Here is an 18,815-nt window from a genome sequence, read left to right as displayed (position 1 = left end):
GCTTTAACCCCTTTACTTGGAACTTAAAACTCCCATTTTCTTAATTACATTTTCAATTTCGGCTGGATCTGACCCTTCAGATATCTTTGCAAGAAGTGCAAGGTTTTTAACGAGCCCACAATTTGGTCCCTCTGGAGTCTCGTTTGGACATATCTTTCCAAACTGTGTTGGGTGCAAATCACGAGCTTCAAAGTGAGGTTGACTTCTGCTTAAAGGTGAAACAACCCTTTTAAGGTGAGATAATGTTCCCATGTAACTTGTTCTGTCAAGCAACTGGCTTACACCCGCTCTTCCACCGACCCAGTTTCCTGTAGCGATAGCATGTTTTATATTTTCTGTGAGCACATCAGACCTTACAGCCTGTTTTACAGAAGGTTCTTTTCCTCTTGCAAGGCTTCGCTCAAGCTGATATGTCATATCTCTGGTTAAACTTGTAAATGCGACTCTAAATAAGTCTTCCATAAGGTCACCAGATACTCTGAGCCTTTTGTTAGCGTAATGGTCCTTATCGTGTGGTTCACGAGTTTCAAAAATAACCTGAAGCAACATTTCTGTCATTTCAGCTAAATATGTGGCTTTATCCGCCCTGTTTTCAGGGTCAACGCCCATGTGAGGTAATAAGTATCTGTCTATTACATCTTCAGCCCTTTTGATCCTGTACTCTTCAGTCATACCTTTTGCGACCCTGTTACCGATGTATTTAACAGCGTCATATCTGGTCATTACTTCTGAAGTTTGGATATCGTCTATTAAAAGGAACTGTATATCATTTTCATCTGAAACACTTGTTACTAATTCTTCGTCAGTTTCAAGTCCAAGTGCACGTAGTAAAACAACAAGGGGTATTTCTCCTGGAACATATGGGAATGATATTCTCAGGAATACTCCTTTTTTCCTAGGTTTCCTGTATTCTAAAGTTATTCGAGCTCTAAACCCACTTTTAATTGAAGTTACAATAGCTCTAGCACGTCTATCTTCTCTTTCGCCTATACGTTCGAGAATGATCTTGTTAGGTGCTATCTCTTCCATTGTTACAATAGCTCTTTCAGAACCATTTACAATGAAATATCCGCCTGGGTCTTGTGGATCTTCCCCAACTTTCTTTTCCTGTAATTCTCTTTCATTTAGTCCATTTAAATGGCATATGTTGGATTTAAGCATTACAGGTAGTTCGCCAATATATACTTTCTCTAAATCTGGTTTTGGTTCTCCTTCTTTTATGAGGGCCATTTCCAGATACATATGTGCAGAATAAGTTAAATTTCTAAGTCTTGCTTCTGTTGGATATATTACACTTTTTGATCCGTCAGCTTCTTTAATAAATGGTTTTCTAATCTCTAATTTGCCTGTTTCTACTTTGTATTCGCCTTGTTCAAGTACAATAGGTTCAGTTATATCAATTATATCTTGTATTCTATGGTCTACAAAGTCGTTATAGGATTTTATATGATGGTCTACCAAATTGTACTGATCAAAAAATGCATCAACCAGTCCCCATGCATTTTTCCCCATTAAATTCCTCCAATTATTTTAATAATTGGGGCCGTCAAACACTATGTGTTTGGGCCTTCGAAAATCTTTCGATTTTCGAAAGGTTCAGAAAAATCCTAAAGGATTTTTCTTCAACCTCCAAATATTTCATATTTGGGGTTGTCGAACACAGTATGTTCAGGCCTGCAAAAAAGTAAGACTTTTTTTGCGGTTCCTAAATCTTTCAAAATCTCAAATTTTAAAAGTAAATTTTGAAAGATGTTCTTCAACTCCAAAAATTTTTTTATTTTTGGGGGTTCTAAAAAATCTTTGATTTTTCTTCAACTCCAAAAATTAATAAAATTAATCTAATACCAGTCGATAAGTAACAAACTTGCCGGCAGTATGGCTTTTACGTGTTATTTTCAAAATATCTCCTGTTTTAGCTTCAATTGCTTTACAAATAGGATCATCCTGTTTGATCTTTGGAAGCTGTTCAGGGTGGATATCTAACTCTTTCATTACTTTAGTTATTTCAGATTTTGACAAAATAGTATGTTCTGGAACTAATTTGTGTTTTAAGATATCTTTTTTCACACTTTATCCTCCAGTAAAAAAATTAAGAACGGGCCCGACGGGAATTGAACCCGCGGCCACTTGGTTAAAAGCCAAGCGCTCTGCCAGACTGAGCTACGGGCCCTCAAAGATAACGCCCTGGCCGGGATTTGAACCCGAGTCGTGGGCTCGACAGGCCCACATGATAGCCCCTACACCACCAGGGCAGCTAAGAATGAGAGTATAATTGGGTATACGTATACTTACTTATATACTTTTCTATTTCTATCCAATTTTTGTCTACCGTTATCTATTTTTTGGAGCTTATTAATAATCAAAATCCCGCCTGCCGGACTTGAACCAGCAACATTCGGATCTACAGTCCGATGCTCTGCCAAATTGAGCTAAGGCGGGATAAAGATATAATTACTTACTCCCAGCTGCACATTGATATTTGAGTGGGACCACCCGGATTTGAACCGGAGTCTCAGGCTCCCAAAGCCCAAAGGATCGACCAAGCTACCCTATGGTCCCACATTGAATTCGCTTAGGTTGTATTTCCTGTAACCTAAAGCCCCGGACGGGAATTGAACCCGCGACCACGAGATTACAAGTCTCGCGCTCCACCAGACTGAGCTACCGAGGCATTTTTAGGTATAAGTCTATTCCTTTAAATAGTTTGTGGTAGTACCACCCGGCGAATACAAATCGTTAGATCTTCATAGTATATAATACTATGTGCGATTAAATCCAAATTTTTTATTTTTTGAATAATTAAAGAGAAAGTCAATTCAGCTAAGTTTTAATCCATGATTAAACAGTTACTATAGAGTTTAAAATTTCTCTCAAATTAGAATATATACTTAAGTTTTAATCTATATAAAATAAAAGGTTTACTATTTTCTACCTTTCATTTTTACTTCAGTGAGTATTTCAACAACAGGAAGTTTTTCACCAGCAAGTAAATTTATAGATGCTCCACCACCACTGCTTATATGGGTTATTCCTGATGATAAACCCATCTGATTAGCTGCAGCAGCTAAATGGCCTCCTCCAATTATTGAGTATCCATTAGATGATGCTATTGTATTTAGAATATCTTCTGTACCAATGCTAAAACCTTCCTGCTCAAAAACACCTGCAGGTCCATTTGCAAATATAGTTTTGGCATCTCTTATAAATTTAGCATATTCTGTGATGGTATTGGTTCCAATATCATATATTGGTTTGTTTGGAATATTTTTAGTACAGTATTCTACTCGTGCATTATCTACACAAACAGCAACATCATCAGGCATCTTAATCTGACCATCGAATTCTTCAAGCAGCTGTTTGCCTTTTTCCACAAAGTCAATGTATCCTTTATTTATAATAAAGTCTTCGTTATATTTTCCTAGATTTATTCCTGCAGCCCACAGGAAAATGTTGGCAACAAGACCTGTTGTAAGTACATAATCTGCACTGCCATTTCTTAAAACGTTTTCTAGTACCATTATGGAGTCATCTACTTTCACTCCCCCCAGTACATAAACGCAAGGCTTTTCAGCATTATCAACAGCGCCATAAAGTGACTTAAGTTCTTTTTCCATTATTCTACCGGCACCTGACGGCAGCTTCACTGCAAAACCAACCAGTGAAGGTTGTGATCTATGGGCAGCTGCAAATGCATCGTTTATAAAGATGTCGATAATGGGATATAATTTACGAACCATGTGTGTTTCAGCCTGCTGGTGGGGATCTCTTTTTAAGATTTCTTCAGAATAAAATCTGACATTTTCAAGCAGGAGAATATCTCCTTTTTTCAGTCTCTTTATTTCTTCCCTTGCAGCAGTGCCGAAAATATCATCAATATAATCCACAGGACGATTTAAAATGTTTGAAAGTGCTTTTGCATGCTGCTGGAGCGTAGTAAAGTCCTTTTTTCCAGGCCTACTTTGATGAGCCAGCACAACTGTTTTTGCACCCTTCTTTGAAATTTCATCTATGGTTTCGGCGTGTAATTTTATTCTTGTGTCATCTAAAATAGAACCTGTACTTGGATCTACAGGCGAATTTATATCAACTCTCACAAGAACCGTCTTATCTTCTAAATTAAAGTCATCTATGGTATAAAATGGAAGGGACATTTTTTCTCTCCAGTTTAATTTTTTTATATATTAATTTATATTCATTTTACATGAATAAGTACTGCTTTAATTTTTTTATTTTGATCAGTTAGTTGTAACCCGGCTTATCAAATTTTAGTTTTCCCTTTATATTTTACTTACAAGATCCAGAAGAGCTTTTTTAGGATCATCTGCAAGAATTATTCCGGATGCAAGAAGTACCCCTTCACTTCCTAAATCTATTGCTGCTTTCAGGTCATCTCCTGTTGATATCCCAGCACCACAGAGTACTCTTACTTCTGGATTGATGTTGTGGATACTTTCTACAGTTTTTTCAACGATTTCAGGTTCAGCCTTGGATACAGGTATTCCAGATCCTATAAGTTCTGGAGGTTCTATAGCTACAAAGTTAGGATTTAATGTAGCAGCCGCAGAACTTGTTTCTATATTATTTGTACAAACAACGGTACTTAATCCAAGTGAATCCGCTTTTTTAATTGCAGCGTCGATTTCAAAAAGTTCTACTCTTCTTTCTGAATGGTTTATAAGGGTACCAACTGCTCCAGCTTCTTTTACACATTCTGGTAAAATACTGCCTGTATGTCCTCCTGCATCAATTGTATCAATATGCTGGGCTAAAACAGGAATATTCACTTCGCGAGCAATCCTGTAAATATCTGCATATTGAGGTGCAACCATTATATTTACACCAGTTTCTTCTGCAACCATCTCTGAACTTTTAGCAAGTTTTAGCGCATTTTCTCCTGTAGATTCTAAATATGTTTTAAAATTCAAAATTACAATTGGAGTTTCTTTAATTTCGTTCATGATTAGCCTCCAAAAAAGCAAATATAGTATTGATGTTATTTTTATGTCTAGAATATAAAAATATTTTGGTAATTAGAAGGTTATACAAAAAAAATATTTTGATTGGGCTATGTTAAAACTAAAATTAAAAAAAAGCCCTTAAAACTTTATTTTCCATGTTTCAAGGACCAAAATCCGATTTTAATGAAGTAAATTCGAAATTACAGTTTAAATGGATTATACAATTAGATAATTGTATCCGTATGCCCTGTAAGGAACAGTTTTCCATGTCCCTTCTTGATATAATTGTACTGATCTGTGCCTGCTGGAATAACTTGTCGCGTATTGAATTACCCTTGATTTATATCCTGCAGCTTTGAATTTAGAGTCTAAATATGCACTATATGCCCAACAATCACCGGCTTTATATTTAACTAAGCCTGCGGCAGTGCTTACTCCACTTCTGTAGCCGTATCCTGCGGCTGATTTCATAATGGAGTTTAATTTAGGGTCGCTGAATGTATCTGCTTTACCACTTGATGTATAAGACGAGCTACTGTAACTTGATGCTGCTTTAGCTGTACTGGTTTTGTATTTGTAGTAATATTTCCATACATATCTCCATTTTCCATGGGATTTATACCAGTGCTTATACCAAACTTTAACTTTTATGGTCGAAGCAGCGTTTACTTCTAAAACGTTTGTATGTTCTTGTAGACCAATTTGTGCATTATTGTCCGATGCATTTTGGTCTGATGCCCCTGCTATTGAAGGGCAAATGCCCACTGCCATACCTACTACTAGTAGCAGTGCGCACAATTTTTGTCGCTTAATTGTACCGCCTCCGTGTCCCATAGTACTAGATGTACTTTACTTGGAACGTTTTGGACAATACAAAAATCAACCTATAGCATATATAAATCTTTTGATTTTTTTGTCGAAAAAAAGCCTTTATACCGTTGTTTTTTAGAATTAAAGCGAGCTTAAAGTTAATTTAAAATAAGTAGCTTAAAGAAGGAAACTTACTTCCGCGTTTTGGTAGGGAGGCTTCCATAAAAGCCTATTCCCTTAAAACATAAACGTTTAATGTGTTACCTTGGGATGGGTGATTTATTAAATTGGATGTACGCTAATTCTAAACCCTATTTGAATAAATAAACTTTATTTTATTTTTAATTATGACAAAAAGCGATTTTAACGAATTTATATATTATAACGCCTTCTTATATCTTGAATACAAAAAATAATAAATATTTGAAATTTAACCTAAATTCATATTACTTTTATGTTCAATTTTAACAAAAAAAGCATTTTTAATTTGAATAAAATCATAAAACTCTGCGGGGTTGTAATATGAAAATAATTTTAGATATTGAAAAAATTTATACATTGCAAAATGATATGTGAGTAAAATAACTCAAATATAAAATAGACGTGAATAATATTTCATATATTTCTAGAACAATAATTGATTTAGAATATTAGAGTAAAATAATCAAATCAGATATTATCAATAAATACTTAATTAAAGCAGGATTAAAATGTCATTAAACGCTGAAAACCTCAAAAAACTTGAAAAAATGGGATACCGGTTTGTAGGAAATAATAAACATTCTGCAGCTAAAGTATGTCACTGGACTAAAAAGAGCATACTTGATGAGGGAGTATGTTATAAACAGAAATTTTATGGTATAGAAAGCCACAGGTGCTTGCAAATATCTCCAAGTGTTCCTTTCTGTCATCAAAAGTGTTTATTCTGCTGGAGAGATCTTTCAGTTACCGAAACACAATGGAAAGGAGATTTTGATGAACCTGGAGAAATTATTGACGGCTGCATTGATGCCCAGAGGAATCTTCTCTGCGGGTTTTTTGGAAATGAAAAAGCAAACCCGAAAAAACTTCAGGAATCTCAGGATCCAAATAATGCTGCAATTTCACTTGCAGGCGAGCCAATGCTGTATCCCAAAATAGATGATCTGATAGAAGAATTTCACCGAAGAAATTTCACCACATTCCTGGTTACGAATGGGATGACACCTGAAAAATTGGAAAATCTTAAGGAAGAGCCAACACAGCTTTATATATCACTCGATGCTCCAAATAAAAAGATATATAATAAATTATGCAATCCTCAGGTAGAAAATGGATGGAATAATCTAAATAAAAGCATTGATTTACTTTCAAGCTTCGACTGCAGGAAAGTTCTGAGAATGACCTGCGTAAAAGGGTACAACATGCAAGATGTGGAAGAATATGCTGATATAATTAAGAGGGCAAATCCTGACTTTGTTGAAATCAAAGCATACATGTTTGTAGGATACTCCAGAAAAAGGCTGACTTTTGAAAATATGCCTTCAAACCAGGAGATTTACGATTTTGCAGGTTCTGTAGCAGAGAAGTGTGGTTTGGAGATTAAAGATAAAGCATATGAAAGCAGAGTCATGCTTTTAAAATAATTTATATAACTTATTTTTTGGATAGTATTTCACATTATCTGTACTTTTTCTTCCTTTTTTAGTAAAAAAGTTTATATCCGTCTATATGCTAAGAATCATTGAATTAGAAATTAAATAGACTACTAACCAAAATTGTTAGATCAATAGTTCATTGACTAAATGAGGTGGTTAAATGAAAAAGTATATAGCAGTAATTCTGCTGGTATTAATGACTATAGGCCCAATATATGGTGCTTCAGGATTTGCAGTAACCATAGGCGTAGCTACAAATTCAAATTCTCAATATAAAAATTCTGTAATGGACTATTTCCAGTCTCATACTGATAAAAATTTAAGCACAGCTACTACTAAGCTTATTACAGCATCTGAAGTTAACGAAATTTCTCAAAATATAACTGGAAGGACTTACTCTTCAAGTCAGATATACTCCTGTGCTATGGTGGACCTGAGTTATGGCAATGGGATTAATGTCACAGTGGACAGCAGTAAAATAAATGTTGTTACCCCTAAGATGTATGCAAATGCACTAAAATCTTTAGGAATTAACAATGGATATGTAGTAGTTACTTCTCCTGTTGTATCCTCTGGAGAATCTGCTTTAGCAGGCGTGTTAAAATCTTATGAACTTGCAGTAGGTGCTCAAATCCCTGACAGTGCTAAACAAGCTGCAACAGATACATTATATACAGAAACTCAGATAGCAAACCAGACCGGTCAGAGTCCTGATACAATAGCTAATCTTTTCGAACAAGTCCAGAATGAAGTTCAAAATCAAAATCTACAAAATGCAAGTCAGATTAAAGTAATTGTAATTAACACTGCCAATAACCTGAATATCAATATCAGTGATTCACAGGCACAGGAAATTGCAAATACCATATCAAATTCACAACAGGTACAGGGAGAACTGGCGGGATTTAAGTCACAACTACAAAGCGTTACAGGGCAGCTGTCTCAATCTGGTGGAATATTAGGTCAAATAATGAGTTATTTACAATCTGCATTTGACTATTTGAAAAGTTTAATATTTGGACAGCAATAAAATAGTTGATAGGACGTTCTATCAATATTTTCTTATTTTTTAAGTTTAAAATTTGATCAACGGTTGCTTTAAACGTTAAGTTCTTTTTAAATCTATTACTACAATCTGAGGACGTGCAAAGAACCTCATAGGCAACATAATTGTGCCAATACCATTACTTACAACCAGTGTAGAGTTATTTTCTTTTATTACTCCAGTTCTATATTTGTTTCCATATTGGGAATGAGTATCTGGAGCCCAGATCCCAAAGAAAGTTATTTGTCCCCCATGAGTATGTCCTGAAAGCATGAGATCTACTTTTGATTTATCCGCCAGCGGGAAAAAGTCGGGATTGTGGGATAAAAGTATCATGAAATCATTTTCATTTGCATCACCTACTGCGGAGTCTTGATCCTGTATATCGGTCTGTATATCGCCTACACCACCAATTCTAATCTTTGCTCCATGATATTCCATCCAAAGTCCAGTATTGCCAATATATGTGATATTCGTGTTTTTAATAGCTTCAAGAGATTCATTCCGCGGATCATTGTTTCCTAAAACACAGTAAACACCTAAAGGTGCTTTTAATTTGGAAAGTTCTGTAAATGAAGAATTGACATATGGGGGATCGTCGCTTACATAATCTCCTCCAAGTAAAATTATGTCTGGATGTAATCCATTTACCTGATTGACCAAATCTTGTGTTCTTTCTTGGTCAAAAAATGGCCATGATCCCATATGGACATCAGATATAAAAACAATTTTCTTACCATCAAACTGGGCTGGAATTTGATTTGATTCTATGGTGACCTCTTCAGTTTGAATCCAGTAAGGTTCAATTAAACTATAAACCATGAACGAAGTCATGATAATTATAATAGCTAAACCAATTTTTTTAATCATACCATGTTCAACTCAGGCTTTTATAAGTTAGCATCCGCATCTCTGGATTTAATTTTATAAAGTTAATTAGAATCTTAACTTGTGCGGTTAAAAAATATAATATTTTCTATTTTAAGGGATTTTCAATATGGTGACGGTTAAAATAAAGAATCTTTAGTTAGGGAATATTTGAAAACCATAAAAATATATCGAATTTTTCTACCTATTTGAATATTTTTAGAGTCTATTTTTAATTTAATGTTTTATATTATACATTACAACAATTTATATTAGTTATACAAATTGAAAATACATCAGCAGGCATAATAACGTTTTATTGATTAATATCACGGTTTGTTAGTAATGAGTTACTGTAAATAACTCTAATAAAAAAAATAAAATTATTCGCACTAATCTAGGATAAAGTATAAGAATAATAGTAAATTATGATAATATAATACGAAATAAAGAATTCATATGAATTTACAGGTACTCTCAGTTATATTTTAATAATAAAACATAATAATAATAGTTAAAAAATAGCATTGATTATTATATATTTTTCCATGAGGATATAAATGATAGATACTAATAATAATCCAGTGGATATTCAATCCAATGTGAATTTTCAGATTTTTGATAATTTACAGGATGGAGTTATCGTTTATGAATTGATACGTGGCCCAATTAATGAATTTGTAAATTTGCGCATCAAATACATAAACAATGCGTCAGTACTCAATGAATTTATACCCTATGAAAAAGCAATAGGGAAAACAATAACTGAATTATGTGATAATGATGCTTTATTTTCACATTTTGAAATGACCAGTAAAATTGCAAGATCTGGTAAAAATGGAAAATTTAAAACTTATTTTAAACCTTTAAATAAATATTATTCAGTTTCTACCTATTTGTCTGACAGTAACACACTTGTTACAATCAGCACTGATATAACTGAAAAAGAAAAAATGGAAGGAGAATTACAGAAACAGGCTGATTTACTTGATCTTACTCGTGATGCAATTATAGTCCGTGACATGGGGGATAGGATTATATTTTGGAACCATGGTGCAGAAGAAAGATACGGGTGGATGAGGAAAGAAGCTTACGGTAAAGTATCTCATAAGTTGCTTAAAGCTGATTTTTCAGAGCCATTAAGGGAAATATTTCGTAAACTTTTCCAAAATGGGCATTGGGAGGGTGAAGTGACTCATACAAAGCGTGATGGTGAAAAAATAATTGTTTTAAGCCGGTGGGAGTTACAAAAAAATGAAAATAATGAACCAACGGGCTACATGGAAATTAATACTGATATTACCAAACGTAAAAAAATGGAAAAAGCCATCAAAGAATTTGGGGTATCGCAGTCAAATATTGCAAGCGAACTGGAAAAAGCACGTAACAATCTGGAAAAACAGGTTAAAGAAAGAACTACGGAGCTTGAAGAAGCTTATAATGCCATTAAACGTAAAGCATTTGTAGCATCGCAAAATGCGAAGGCCTTAAAAGAAAGTGAAGAGAAGTTTCGTGAAACCATCAAACAACTTTCTGATGGAATAATTATAACCGACGAGCATGGGACTATTATCGAATGTAACAATGCTTTTAATCAGATAACAGGACTTAAAAAGGAAAATATAATGGGTAATTTCATTTGGGATGTGCAGTTCATGATTCTTCCCGAAGAAAAACAGACTTCTGAAATATATGGTGGGCTTAAATTAAAAATAAATCAATTGTTGGACAGTAAAAACATTCCGCAGGTAAATCAACTGGAAGATAATGAAATTCAGAGGGATAATGGTGAACATAGATTTCTACAGACTATAACTTTTCCCATAAAAACTGAAAAGGGGGTAATAATTGGCAGCTTTAATAGGGATATCACAGAACGTAAGGAATCCGAAAAAGCTCTAAATGACAGTGAAAAGCATTTGCGTATGGTTACGGATAATATGGTAGATATGGTGAGTCAAACTGATATACATGGAATTATTCAGTATGTCAGTCCTTCTGGTAAGATGTTACTTGGTTATGAGCCCGAAGAACTCATTGGAACATCAATATTTGATTATGTTCATTCTGATAATTTAAATGAGGTTAAAAGTACCGTTGAAATTAGTTTTATTGAAATGAAACCTGAAAGGATGGAAGTCCAATTTAGACATGCCGATGGGCATTATATCTGGCTGGAAATAGTGGGTAATATATTTTTTGATGAAAAACATCAAGTCAAAGGTGCTGTTTTTGGTTCACGTGATATCAGTGAAAGAAAAAAGGCAGAAAACCAAATTAAACGGCAGTATTCTGTATTAAATGGAATTAATAAAATATTTCGAGAGTCTTTAACCAGTGAAACTGAAGAAGAAGTTGCAGATGTTGGTATCAGAGTATCAGAGCAGTTAATTGGCAGTGAAATGGGTTTTATAGCCGAAATTAATGAGGATAGACAGTTAGGTAATATAATTATGAGTTCTTCTGCAGGAAAATTATATGAAACGTCTAAAATTCATAAATCCATTATAAGTATGAAAATCAACAGTTATTTAAAAAGGGCCATAAAAGAAGAAGAGCCGCTAATTATAAGTGATTTTGATTATGATGAAAATGGATTACCTGAAGGGCACCCTCATGTAAATTCTTTTTTATGTGTTCCACTTAAACAGGGCGATAAAGTAATTGGACTAATAGTTTTAGCTAATAAAAAAAGAAACTATAATTTAGAAGACATTGAAATTATCGAATCTTTATCCGTTGCAATTATAGAGGCTTTAACTGGCTTTAGATCAAAAAATAAATTAAAAAAATACAAAAACAGGCTTGAAGAGACAATCGGTGATTTAAAACGATCTAATGAAGAGTTACAGAGATTTGCTTATGTAGCGTCTCATGATTTACAGGAACCTCTCAGGACTATTGCAAGTTTCACTCAGCTTTTAGAACGTCGTTATAAGGGCAAGTTTGACTCTGATGCAGATGAATTCATGGATTATATAGTTGAAGCTGCACTTAGAATGAAAGAACAGATTAAAGGCTTACTTGAATATTCACGTATTTCAACAAAGGAAAGTGAATTTAAGCATGTAAACAGCGAATTTATTTTAAATCAGGCTATTGATAATCTTCAATTTGCAATTAAGGAGAATAATGCTGAAATTACCTATGGGCCTCTGCCAGTTTTAATGTGTGATGCAGGACAGCTTCAAAGAGTATTTCAAAACCTCATAAGTAATGCCATTAAATTTAAAAAAGAAATGCTGCCTCCTGAAATTCATATTTCGGCTAAAAAAGACGATAAAAATCGAGAACATATTTTTTCAGTTTTAGATAATGGTATTGGGATAGAAAAACAGTATATGAAACGTATTTTTGTAATATTCCAGAGATTGCATACTATGGATGAATATCACGGAACAGGAATTGGTTTATCCATAGTTAAAAGGATCATAGAACGTCATGGGGGACGTATATGGGTTGAATCTGAATTTGGTAAAGGTTCTGCTTTTTATTTTACCATTCCTTATAATTAAAAGAGTTTTTATCAGCCGCTCCAAGTCTGTAAAAATCCTCAAAAAAATCAAAGATTTTTTTTGGGACATTCAAACACAAAGCGTTTGATGCCTACAAAATTTTTAATTTTGCGGCCGAGGAAACAGAGTTTCCTCCGGCATCGGAAATCTATGATTTCCAAAAGGTTAGAAAATGCAAAGCATTCGAAAATCGTAGATTTTCGATGTGTCAAAATAAAAATTTTGACAACATGCAAACATGAAATATTTGCTGTTACAAAATCAAAGCATGCAAAATTTTTAATTTTGTTGCGTCAAAAATCCATGATTTTTGACAGATTTTGTAAACATTTTTCTAAAATTCTTTGAATTTTTACATGCCCAAAAAGTCTCCGATTTTTTGATGGCTTTAAAGATCATAGATTTAATGCGATAACATTTCCAATTTTGTCCGCTTTTTTCTAAAAAGCCAACTAAACACATGATTTTGTTGGGAATACCCTGTTTTTTAGCATATCATTTTCTAAATAAAACATGATAAGTAGGAATTAGCTTTAAAATTAAAAATTGCGTTTTGTATATTAATAATAATTTCTATTTTTTGTTAATAGTAAATTATGATATTATTAAAAATAAATTGAATTATACTATTTGGATTCAGTATTCGGTGTTAAATATATTGGAACTCTTTCGGCGTCTTGAAGTAAAATAATTCGGAAAATTTGGAGAGATTTAGAACCATTAAATTCAGTGAATTGTTCATCGTTTCATATAATCATGGATTAATGGTGAGTTATATGTTAAGGGATACCTTGATAGATAGGGACTTATTTGAAAAGATCCAGGAAAAAATTTTAGAAGAAGAAACTAATGGCGAAAGTATTGAATTAAAGAAGAAGGTGCTTGAAAAATCGGCATTAAAAAGGCTTAGAAAGAAGAGATCAATTAAAAAGTACAGCGGAATTAAAAAAGAGGATCTTAAAGAAATAATTGAATTTGCAGGTATGATAAGTTTAGAGATTTTCGGCGGCCCTTCTGATTTTGAAATTGCAGCAGCGCATCCTGAGTGGTGCAGCCACTGTGGGACTTGCTGCAGAGAGTCATCACCTATATTCATACATAAAGATGAATTGGAAATATTGTTACGATTTAATCCTGATTTAAAACATGAAATAGTAGATAATGATGAATATCATGGGCATTTTCGGTTTAAAGAAGATCTCCCCTGTAAATTCCATGATGCGAAAAGATGTAGAATATATGACAGCAGGCCCCATGTTTGCAGAAGTTATCCTCTCATTTTGATGGGAAATGATAATAGGCCTTATTATGTCCTTGATTTATATCATAAGTGCGATTATGCTCTTAATTTGCTTTTAGAAAAGTCTATAATTCTGTTTGATGAGGCAGTAAGCCATATTTGACCAGTATATATTTTTACTGATTTTAGTAAAATTGTAAATTTTTTTCTATCCTAAAAAACATAATATTAACATCTAAATTTTAAATTTTTCACGAGGTATATCTATGTTGGAACTGACTAAAAGGCAATTTTTAAAGAAGAGTGCAAAATGCATGGATGAAACTGGAGGATTATTGCTTTTACTTAAAGAAATAATAGATAATGAATCTAAAGGGAAAATTAGCAACTCAGAAGCTTCTAAGAAGCTTGATAGTATTAGAAAAGAAATAGAAGTTATATTTTATGAATTTGAAAAGTTAAATTCTCCATCCAAGTGCAGTTCACTAAAACAAAAGGTTTTAAATATCCTGATTAGCATGCAGGAGATCGTAGTTATCAATTCTGAATCGTTATATGCAGCAAAAGAAGGATTAGATGTGCAATCACAGAATAAATTAAGTGAATCAAGAGCACAACTTGAAAAATTCAGAAAAGAGTTCCATGATGTAACCAAAAGGGTCAATGTTCTTTTAACAGAAAAAAAGTCCTCAAAAACTTGAAATAAAAAATCAGTTAAATTCCATAAATTTAAATAATATTTTTTTAGTATTTTAAACATAAATTTATGATGGTTATATATGAAATCAGTTTAGATAATATCGTAATCTAAAGTAATAAAAATTTTAGATATTTTATTTTTTTAAATTCAGGTGCATTTTATGGGTAAATTCACTGTAATAAGATATTGTAAATGGTGTGGTGATCCATTTGAAGTTAGATCACCCAATCAGAAGTACTGTCATCCTGATGATAAGAACTGCAGTCAGGAGTCTAAACGAGAAAGCTGGCGTAAAGCAGCTAGTAAATATAGGAAGAACTATAAAAATATTTTACAAATATCTCAGGTCTATAAACTTGGATCAGGATTATTAAGCAGCACTCCGAAGGAAAATTTCGATGAAGAGTACGTGGCTATCCTTAAAGAGAAAAAAAGATTGAAGTTAAATGGGATGATGATAGGTTTAAGCACTGGAGTTCAGTTTACTTCCCGTTCTTTATTTCAAGATGTTTTAAGACTGGATACTGCCCCTATACTTGAATTATATCCATATTTTTTAGTTCTAGTTGTTGTACTAGTGGGCTTCGTTGTCTTTGGGATATATTATAAATAGCGGCCATATTTTTCACGAATTTATATTTTTCTTTTATTTTTGAATAATTATTTAAAATATTTTAATACTTTTTGACATATTTAAATCTAAACTTATGATGGTTTGAAGTGAGGTGAAAATTTTACCCTTAAAAAACTTTTTTGATGGTATAATAATTGAATTTAAATGGTTAGAACGTTTAAAATGGAGTAAATGATCATGGCAAAGAGAAAGAAAAGGGCTAAAAAGCCTAAAATTGATGTAGAAGAGGAAGAACCAGAAATTTTGGATGAAACTGAGAAAAGAAATATGGAATACATGTTCATTGGTTTATTTGCAGCAAGTATTGTATTTCTACTGGTATATTTAGCGGGATTTATCATTATTTTACTGAGGTAATTTGGTAAAAAATTGGAAAAAATAAATAAATAGTAGAATGTTCCATGGATAATTAGAAAACTCAGGAAATAAAATTATGCCAGTCAACCATGTATTAGTTATAGTAATACTTTCTGCGGTTGGAATTTATGCTCTTAAAATGGTTCAAAATATTCAATTTTAAGAGTAAACTCCAATAATTTTTTGTTTAAATAATGGAATATATTTTAATTCTTTCTAGTGGTTAATCTCACTTTTAATTGATTTTTTATAGGGTACGTTAATAATGGAATTCATTCTGACTTGTTATAAGTTATAACTTAAAAAAGTAATTATCCGCTGCTGGATCATTTAAAATGTGCAGATTTCCCTGAAAACAAATAATAAATGAAAGAAACAGTAGGGACTGTTAATTAGTTTTCTAATATACTTTAATGATTAATAAATAAATTAATAAACTTTTTTTTATTATTTTAATTAAATATAACACGTTAATTTTAATAGTATAATATTAAAATTTTTTATTTTAGGATTAAAGATATAATATTTTCTATTTTTAGTATTATAGTAAATATTATTATTATGTACTGTAAAAACTGATCTCTATATGGCATGAAGGGGGTGAAGTTAGTGGATAAAAGGATACTTGCAGTTTTAAGTACTTTAATTTTTGTAATTGCATTTTTACCAGTATTTGAACCAATGGATGCGTCTACAAGTTCACAGATAACAGCTCAGCCGGTTAGCACACCTACCGTTTCGGCGGCTTATAAATACCGTTATGTCGCCAGTATTCATTCTCATGTTTATCACAAGATTACCTGCCGCTACGAAAAAAATAAAACGGTGCAACAGAATATACTTCAAAACTAAGGCACAAGCTAGAGCACATGGTTACAGGCCGTGTAAAATCTGCAGACCTTAATTAATTTTATTTTTTAAATCTGAGATTAAAAGGGGATAAAATAATATGAAAAATATGAAAAAATTAGCACCAATTTTGGTTTTAATTTTGATAGTGGCAATTGTGGGAATATCGGGATGTACAAGTTCAAATGATACACAAACATCTTCAAACGATTCAAATTCTTCATATGCAGCTACGTCACCAACAGAACCAGTTAATACTACTTCTTCGGTTGCTACAAATTCTAAATCCAAGTCAGATAATGCTTTACCGAGTTCTCACAGCAGTAGTTCAAGTAGTACAACATCTGCAAGTGCTGCTTATGTGGCAAATTCAAATACTGGAAAATTCCATTATGCAGATTGTTATTGGGTTACCAAAATGAGTCCATCTCATAAAGTATATTTTAATTCAAGACAAGATGCAATAAACGCAGGTTATGTGCCTTGTAAGGTTTGTAATCCTTAATTTTTATTTTTTTTATTTTCTAAGAAATAAAACAGCATATTTACTATATTAAACGTGTTAAAAGTTTATATTTTTTTGATTAATAATATAAATTTTTCTATTTTATAATGATAGTAAATTATGTTATTATTAGAAACAAATCTAAGTACGTCGATTTATGGATAACCAAAACTTGCAGGCTAATGGAAGCTGTGCTTCCAAGCCGCAAAATAAAAAGATTTTGCAGGAATCAATGGATAATTCAGATACAAATCTTTCTAAAGTGTTTATATGTCATAGATTGCCAGAAAGAACTTTTAAAATCAGGGATCATTATTTTCCAGTTTGTTCACGGTGTACGGGGATTTATATAGGGGCATTTTCTTATTATATTTTCGTTTATTTTGTTTATCTCCAGTATGCTATTGCAGTAACTTTAGCGATGATTTTAATGGTAGTAACAACCTTTTTAGATGGTTTAACACAGTTTTTCAGATTCAGGGAAAGTAACAACATTTTGAAGTTTTCTTCTGGTTTGCAGGTATTGGGCTTGAATTCTGGTTTGAGTCTGTAAAATGGAGATTGTTGTATTAAGGAGATGGATCTATGGTATCGAATGGACATGGAAAAATTAAGGTAATAGATTCAGATAATATGGAGGCGCTAAAATGATTTTCTGTCCAAAATGTGGCAAAGAAAATAATGAAGAAGCAAAATTCTGTCAGTACTGTGGGACAAAACTTACGAGTTTAGAAAATAAAAAACCTGCTCAAAAAAGGCTGCAAGCAGAAAAAATATGGATTGAGAAATGTCCTGTTTGTGGGGAGGGTCCATTAGTTTACCATGATCATAAGGGAATGCTCGGACTTACAACAATTCATATCTGTGAATGTGAACGCTGTGGATCTACCTTCAAGAAAAAAGGCAAAAATTATCAATTAACACGAGTAACTGATAAATCAAATCATGTCTGGCAGGAATATGGAAAACAAGTCCTTGCAGAAAGAGAATGGATAAATATAGCGAATGGTGGAATTTCAGATGCTAAACAGCAAGAACAGGATATTAATTCTTGGCTGGTAGATGCATCACATGGAAAAGTTACATTTGCAGATACAAATTCTCCGGTGATTTTAAAAAAGAATGAGAGAGCTTTTCTTTTTTGGTCAGATATAGCACTTTGGGAACCTCGAGTAGTTAGACAAACAAGAGGATCTTATGGTGGACAAACTTTTCGGGCTGCAAAAGGGATATCTTTTAAAGTAGGAAATTTTTCATCACACAGTGAATCTCATGAAGAATTAAGAACTGTAGATCAGGGAATGCTCACTTTAACAAATAAAAGGCTGGTTTTTACAGGAAGTAAGCGCACTAATAACATTGATTTAAGGAAAATTATATCTATAGAACCTTATAGAGATGGTATAGCTTCTAGAAGGGAAAATAAACAAAAAACTGAGTACTTTATAGGGATCAATAGGGTTAACATTAATATCTCAAGTAATGGGCATGAATACGCCATTCCAGTTTCAGGAATTGTATTAAAATGCATCATTGAGGGGTTAATAAAACAATTATAATTTTTTTCTAGCTATCAAAAATCAATGATTTCGCGTGTCAAATTATAGATTTATCCGTTTGCTTCATCAGATCCTGCATGTACCTAATAAAATCTGCAGTAGACTTAATTAATTCAATACTTTTATACTTAAACAGATA

18 protein-coding genes and 5 tRNA genes are annotated in these 18,815 nt (G+C 32.8%); 12 read left to right on the top strand and 11 right to left on the bottom strand.

Annotated features, from left to right (window positions below; genetic code table 11):
* Positions 1-12: 12 nt before the first annotated feature.
* The 10 genes from EJ01_RS03130 to EJ01_RS16295 all read right to left on the bottom strand — a co-directional run bounded on the left by EJ01_RS03130 (position 13) and on the right by EJ01_RS16295 (position 5,756).
* Positions 13-1,512 (bottom strand): DNA-directed RNA polymerase subunit B'', encoded by a 1,500-nt coding sequence (locus tag EJ01_RS03130; RefSeq protein WP_048080440.1) that lies wholly within the window; start codon positions 1,510-1,512, stop codon positions 13-15.
* A 321-nt stretch (positions 1,513-1,833) separates the two neighbouring features.
* A complete protein-coding gene (locus tag EJ01_RS03125) occupies positions 1,834-2,067 on the bottom strand; it encodes a DNA-directed RNA polymerase subunit H (RefSeq protein ID WP_048080439.1) in 234 nt (77 codons plus the stop codon).
* 29 nt (positions 2,068-2,096) lie between these two features.
* Positions 2,097-2,170, bottom strand: a tRNA-Lys gene (locus EJ01_RS03120).
* Between the two features lie 10 nt (positions 2,171-2,180).
* Positions 2,181-2,252: transfer RNA gene (locus EJ01_RS03115), tRNA-Asp, on the bottom strand.
* A 113-nt stretch (positions 2,253-2,365) separates the two neighbouring features.
* Positions 2,366-2,439 (bottom strand) — tRNA-Tyr (locus tag EJ01_RS03110).
* Between the two features lie 45 nt (positions 2,440-2,484).
* Positions 2,485-2,559, bottom strand: a tRNA-Pro gene (locus tag EJ01_RS03105).
* A gap of 38 nt (positions 2,560-2,597) precedes the next feature.
* Positions 2,598-2,671 (bottom strand) — tRNA-Thr (locus tag EJ01_RS03100).
* Between the two features lie 250 nt (positions 2,672-2,921).
* Positions 2,922-4,151, bottom strand: coding sequence for a phosphoglycerate kinase (locus EJ01_RS03095; RefSeq protein WP_048080438.1), 1,230 nt, complete (start codon positions 4,149-4,151; stop codon positions 2,922-2,924).
* Positions 4,152-4,277: 126 nt separating this feature from the next.
* Complete coding sequence (gene tpiA, locus EJ01_RS03090) at positions 4,278-4,958, bottom strand: triose-phosphate isomerase (RefSeq protein ID WP_048080437.1); 681 nt, start codon at positions 4,956-4,958, stop codon at positions 4,278-4,280.
* Between the two features lie 216 nt (positions 4,959-5,174).
* On the bottom strand, positions 5,175-5,756 hold the full coding sequence (locus EJ01_RS16295; RefSeq protein ID WP_052375770.1) for a hypothetical protein: 582 nt from the start codon (positions 5,754-5,756) through the stop codon (positions 5,175-5,177).
* 722 nt (positions 5,757-6,478) lie between these two features.
* Between EJ01_RS16295 and twy1 the strand changes: the two genes are divergently transcribed.
* Both twy1 and EJ01_RS03075 read left to right on the top strand, forming a co-directional pair.
* Positions 6,479-7,393 carry a 4-demethylwyosine synthase TYW1 gene (twy1, locus tag EJ01_RS03080; protein ID WP_048080436.1) on the top strand — a complete coding sequence of 305 codons (915 nt, stop codon included), beginning with the start codon at positions 6,479-6,481 and terminating at the stop codon, positions 7,391-7,393.
* A 172-nt stretch (positions 7,394-7,565) separates the two neighbouring features.
* On the top strand, positions 7,566-8,435 hold the full coding sequence (locus EJ01_RS03075) for a DUF1002 domain-containing protein (protein ID WP_048080435.1): 870 nt from the start codon (positions 7,566-7,568) through the stop codon (positions 8,433-8,435).
* Positions 8,436-8,510: 75 nt separating this feature from the next.
* On the opposite strand, the gene EJ01_RS03070 is transcribed toward EJ01_RS03075, so the two are convergent.
* Positions 8,511-9,320, bottom strand: coding sequence for a metallophosphoesterase (locus EJ01_RS03070; RefSeq protein WP_048080434.1), 810 nt, complete (start codon positions 9,318-9,320; stop codon positions 8,511-8,513).
* Positions 9,321-9,877: 557 nt separating this feature from the next.
* Between EJ01_RS03070 and EJ01_RS16290 the strand changes: the two genes are divergently transcribed.
* The 10 genes from EJ01_RS16290 to EJ01_RS03025 all read left to right on the top strand — a co-directional run bounded on the left by EJ01_RS16290 (position 9,878) and on the right by EJ01_RS03025 (position 18,676).
* Entirely contained in the window at positions 9,878-12,832 is a 2,955-nt protein-coding gene (locus EJ01_RS16290) for a PAS domain-containing sensor histidine kinase (protein ID WP_052375768.1), read from the top strand.
* 776 nt (positions 12,833-13,608) lie between these two features.
* A complete protein-coding gene (locus EJ01_RS03060; protein ID WP_048080433.1) occupies positions 13,609-14,235 on the top strand; it encodes a YkgJ family cysteine cluster protein in 627 nt (208 codons plus the stop codon).
* Positions 14,236-14,338: 103 nt separating this feature from the next.
* Positions 14,339-14,773, top strand: a complete 435-nt coding sequence (locus EJ01_RS03055; RefSeq protein WP_048080432.1) for a hypothetical protein — start codon at positions 14,339-14,341, stop codon at positions 14,771-14,773.
* 159 nt (positions 14,774-14,932) lie between these two features.
* Complete coding sequence (locus EJ01_RS03050; protein WP_048080431.1) at positions 14,933-15,385, top strand: hypothetical protein; 453 nt, start codon at positions 14,933-14,935, stop codon at positions 15,383-15,385.
* A 198-nt stretch (positions 15,386-15,583) separates the two neighbouring features.
* On the top strand, positions 15,584-15,763 hold the full coding sequence (locus tag EJ01_RS03045; RefSeq protein WP_048080430.1) for a hypothetical protein: 180 nt from the start codon (positions 15,584-15,586) through the stop codon (positions 15,761-15,763).
* Positions 15,764-16,372: 609 nt separating this feature from the next.
* A complete protein-coding gene (locus EJ01_RS17760; RefSeq protein WP_048080429.1) occupies positions 16,373-16,615 on the top strand; it encodes a hypothetical protein in 243 nt (80 codons plus the stop codon).
* The gene (locus EJ01_RS18065) at positions 16,581-16,667 is read left to right on the top strand and encodes an Ada metal-binding domain-containing protein (RefSeq protein ID WP_394296577.1); all 87 of its coding nucleotides are present in this window, start codon (positions 16,581-16,583) and stop codon (positions 16,665-16,667) included. The genes EJ01_RS17760 and EJ01_RS18065 overlap by 35 nt, the downstream gene beginning before the upstream one ends.
* A 45-nt stretch (positions 16,668-16,712) precedes the next feature.
* Positions 16,713-17,117, top strand: a complete 405-nt coding sequence (locus tag EJ01_RS16285; RefSeq protein WP_052375766.1) for an Ada metal-binding domain-containing protein — start codon at positions 16,713-16,715, stop codon at positions 17,115-17,117.
* A 157-nt stretch (positions 17,118-17,274) separates the two neighbouring features.
* Complete coding sequence (locus EJ01_RS03030) at positions 17,275-17,670, top strand: DUF2085 domain-containing protein (protein WP_245611138.1); 396 nt, start codon at positions 17,275-17,277, stop codon at positions 17,668-17,670.
* Positions 17,671-17,764: 94 nt separating this feature from the next.
* On the top strand, positions 17,765-18,676 hold the full coding sequence (locus tag EJ01_RS03025; protein WP_048080428.1) for a zinc-ribbon domain-containing protein: 912 nt from the start codon (positions 17,765-17,767) through the stop codon (positions 18,674-18,676).
* Positions 18,677-18,815 lie beyond the last annotated feature (139 nt).

This window comes from Methanobacterium veterum (assembly GCF_000745485.1).
Lineage (GTDB): Archaea > Methanobacteriota > Methanobacteria > Methanobacteriales > Methanobacteriaceae > Methanobacterium_D > Methanobacterium_D veterum.
Note: the sequence above shows the minus strand (reverse complement) of the source record. Positions and strands in the feature narration are given on the sequence as shown.

What these genes read in the sequence shown, in the direction of transcription:
- EJ01_RS03030 (WP_245611138.1), top strand. Translation starts at nt 17,275, where the DNA reads ATGGATAACCAAAACTTGCAGGCTAATGGAAGCTGTGCTTCCAAGCCG.
- EJ01_RS03075 (WP_048080435.1), top strand. Translation starts at nt 7,566, where the DNA reads ATGAAAAAGTATATAGCAGTAATTCTGCTGGTATTAATGACTATAGGC.
- EJ01_RS16285 (WP_052375766.1), top strand. Translation starts at nt 16,713, where the DNA reads ATGAAAAATATGAAAAAATTAGCACCAATTTTGGTTTTAATTTTGATA.
- EJ01_RS03045 (WP_048080430.1), top strand. Translation starts at nt 15,584, where the DNA reads ATGGCAAAGAGAAAGAAAAGGGCTAAAAAGCCTAAAATTGATGTAGAA.
- tpiA (WP_048080437.1), bottom strand. Translation starts at nt 4,958, where the DNA reads ATGAACGAAATTAAAGAAACTCCAATTGTAATTTTGAATTTTAAAACA.
- EJ01_RS03060 (WP_048080433.1), top strand. Translation starts at nt 13,609, where the DNA reads ATGTTAAGGGATACCTTGATAGATAGGGACTTATTTGAAAAGATCCAG.
- EJ01_RS03130 (WP_048080440.1), bottom strand. Translation starts at nt 1,512, where the DNA reads ATGGGGAAAAATGCATGGGGACTGGTTGATGCATTTTTTGATCAGTAC.
- EJ01_RS03095 (WP_048080438.1), bottom strand. Translation starts at nt 4,151, where the DNA reads ATGTCCCTTCCATTTTATACCATAGATGACTTTAATTTAGAAGATAAG.
- EJ01_RS03055 (WP_048080432.1), top strand. Translation starts at nt 14,339, where the DNA reads ATGTTGGAACTGACTAAAAGGCAATTTTTAAAGAAGAGTGCAAAATGC.
- EJ01_RS03050 (WP_048080431.1), top strand. Translation starts at nt 14,933, where the DNA reads ATGGGTAAATTCACTGTAATAAGATATTGTAAATGGTGTGGTGATCCA.
- twy1 (WP_048080436.1), top strand. Translation starts at nt 6,479, where the DNA reads ATGTCATTAAACGCTGAAAACCTCAAAAAACTTGAAAAAATGGGATAC.
- EJ01_RS03070 (WP_048080434.1), bottom strand. Translation starts at nt 9,320, where the DNA reads ATGATTAAAAAAATTGGTTTAGCTATTATAATTATCATGACTTCGTTC.
- EJ01_RS16290 (WP_052375768.1), top strand. Translation starts at nt 9,878, where the DNA reads ATGATAGATACTAATAATAATCCAGTGGATATTCAATCCAATGTGAAT.
- EJ01_RS03025 (WP_048080428.1), top strand. Translation starts at nt 17,765, where the DNA reads ATGATTTTCTGTCCAAAATGTGGCAAAGAAAATAATGAAGAAGCAAAA.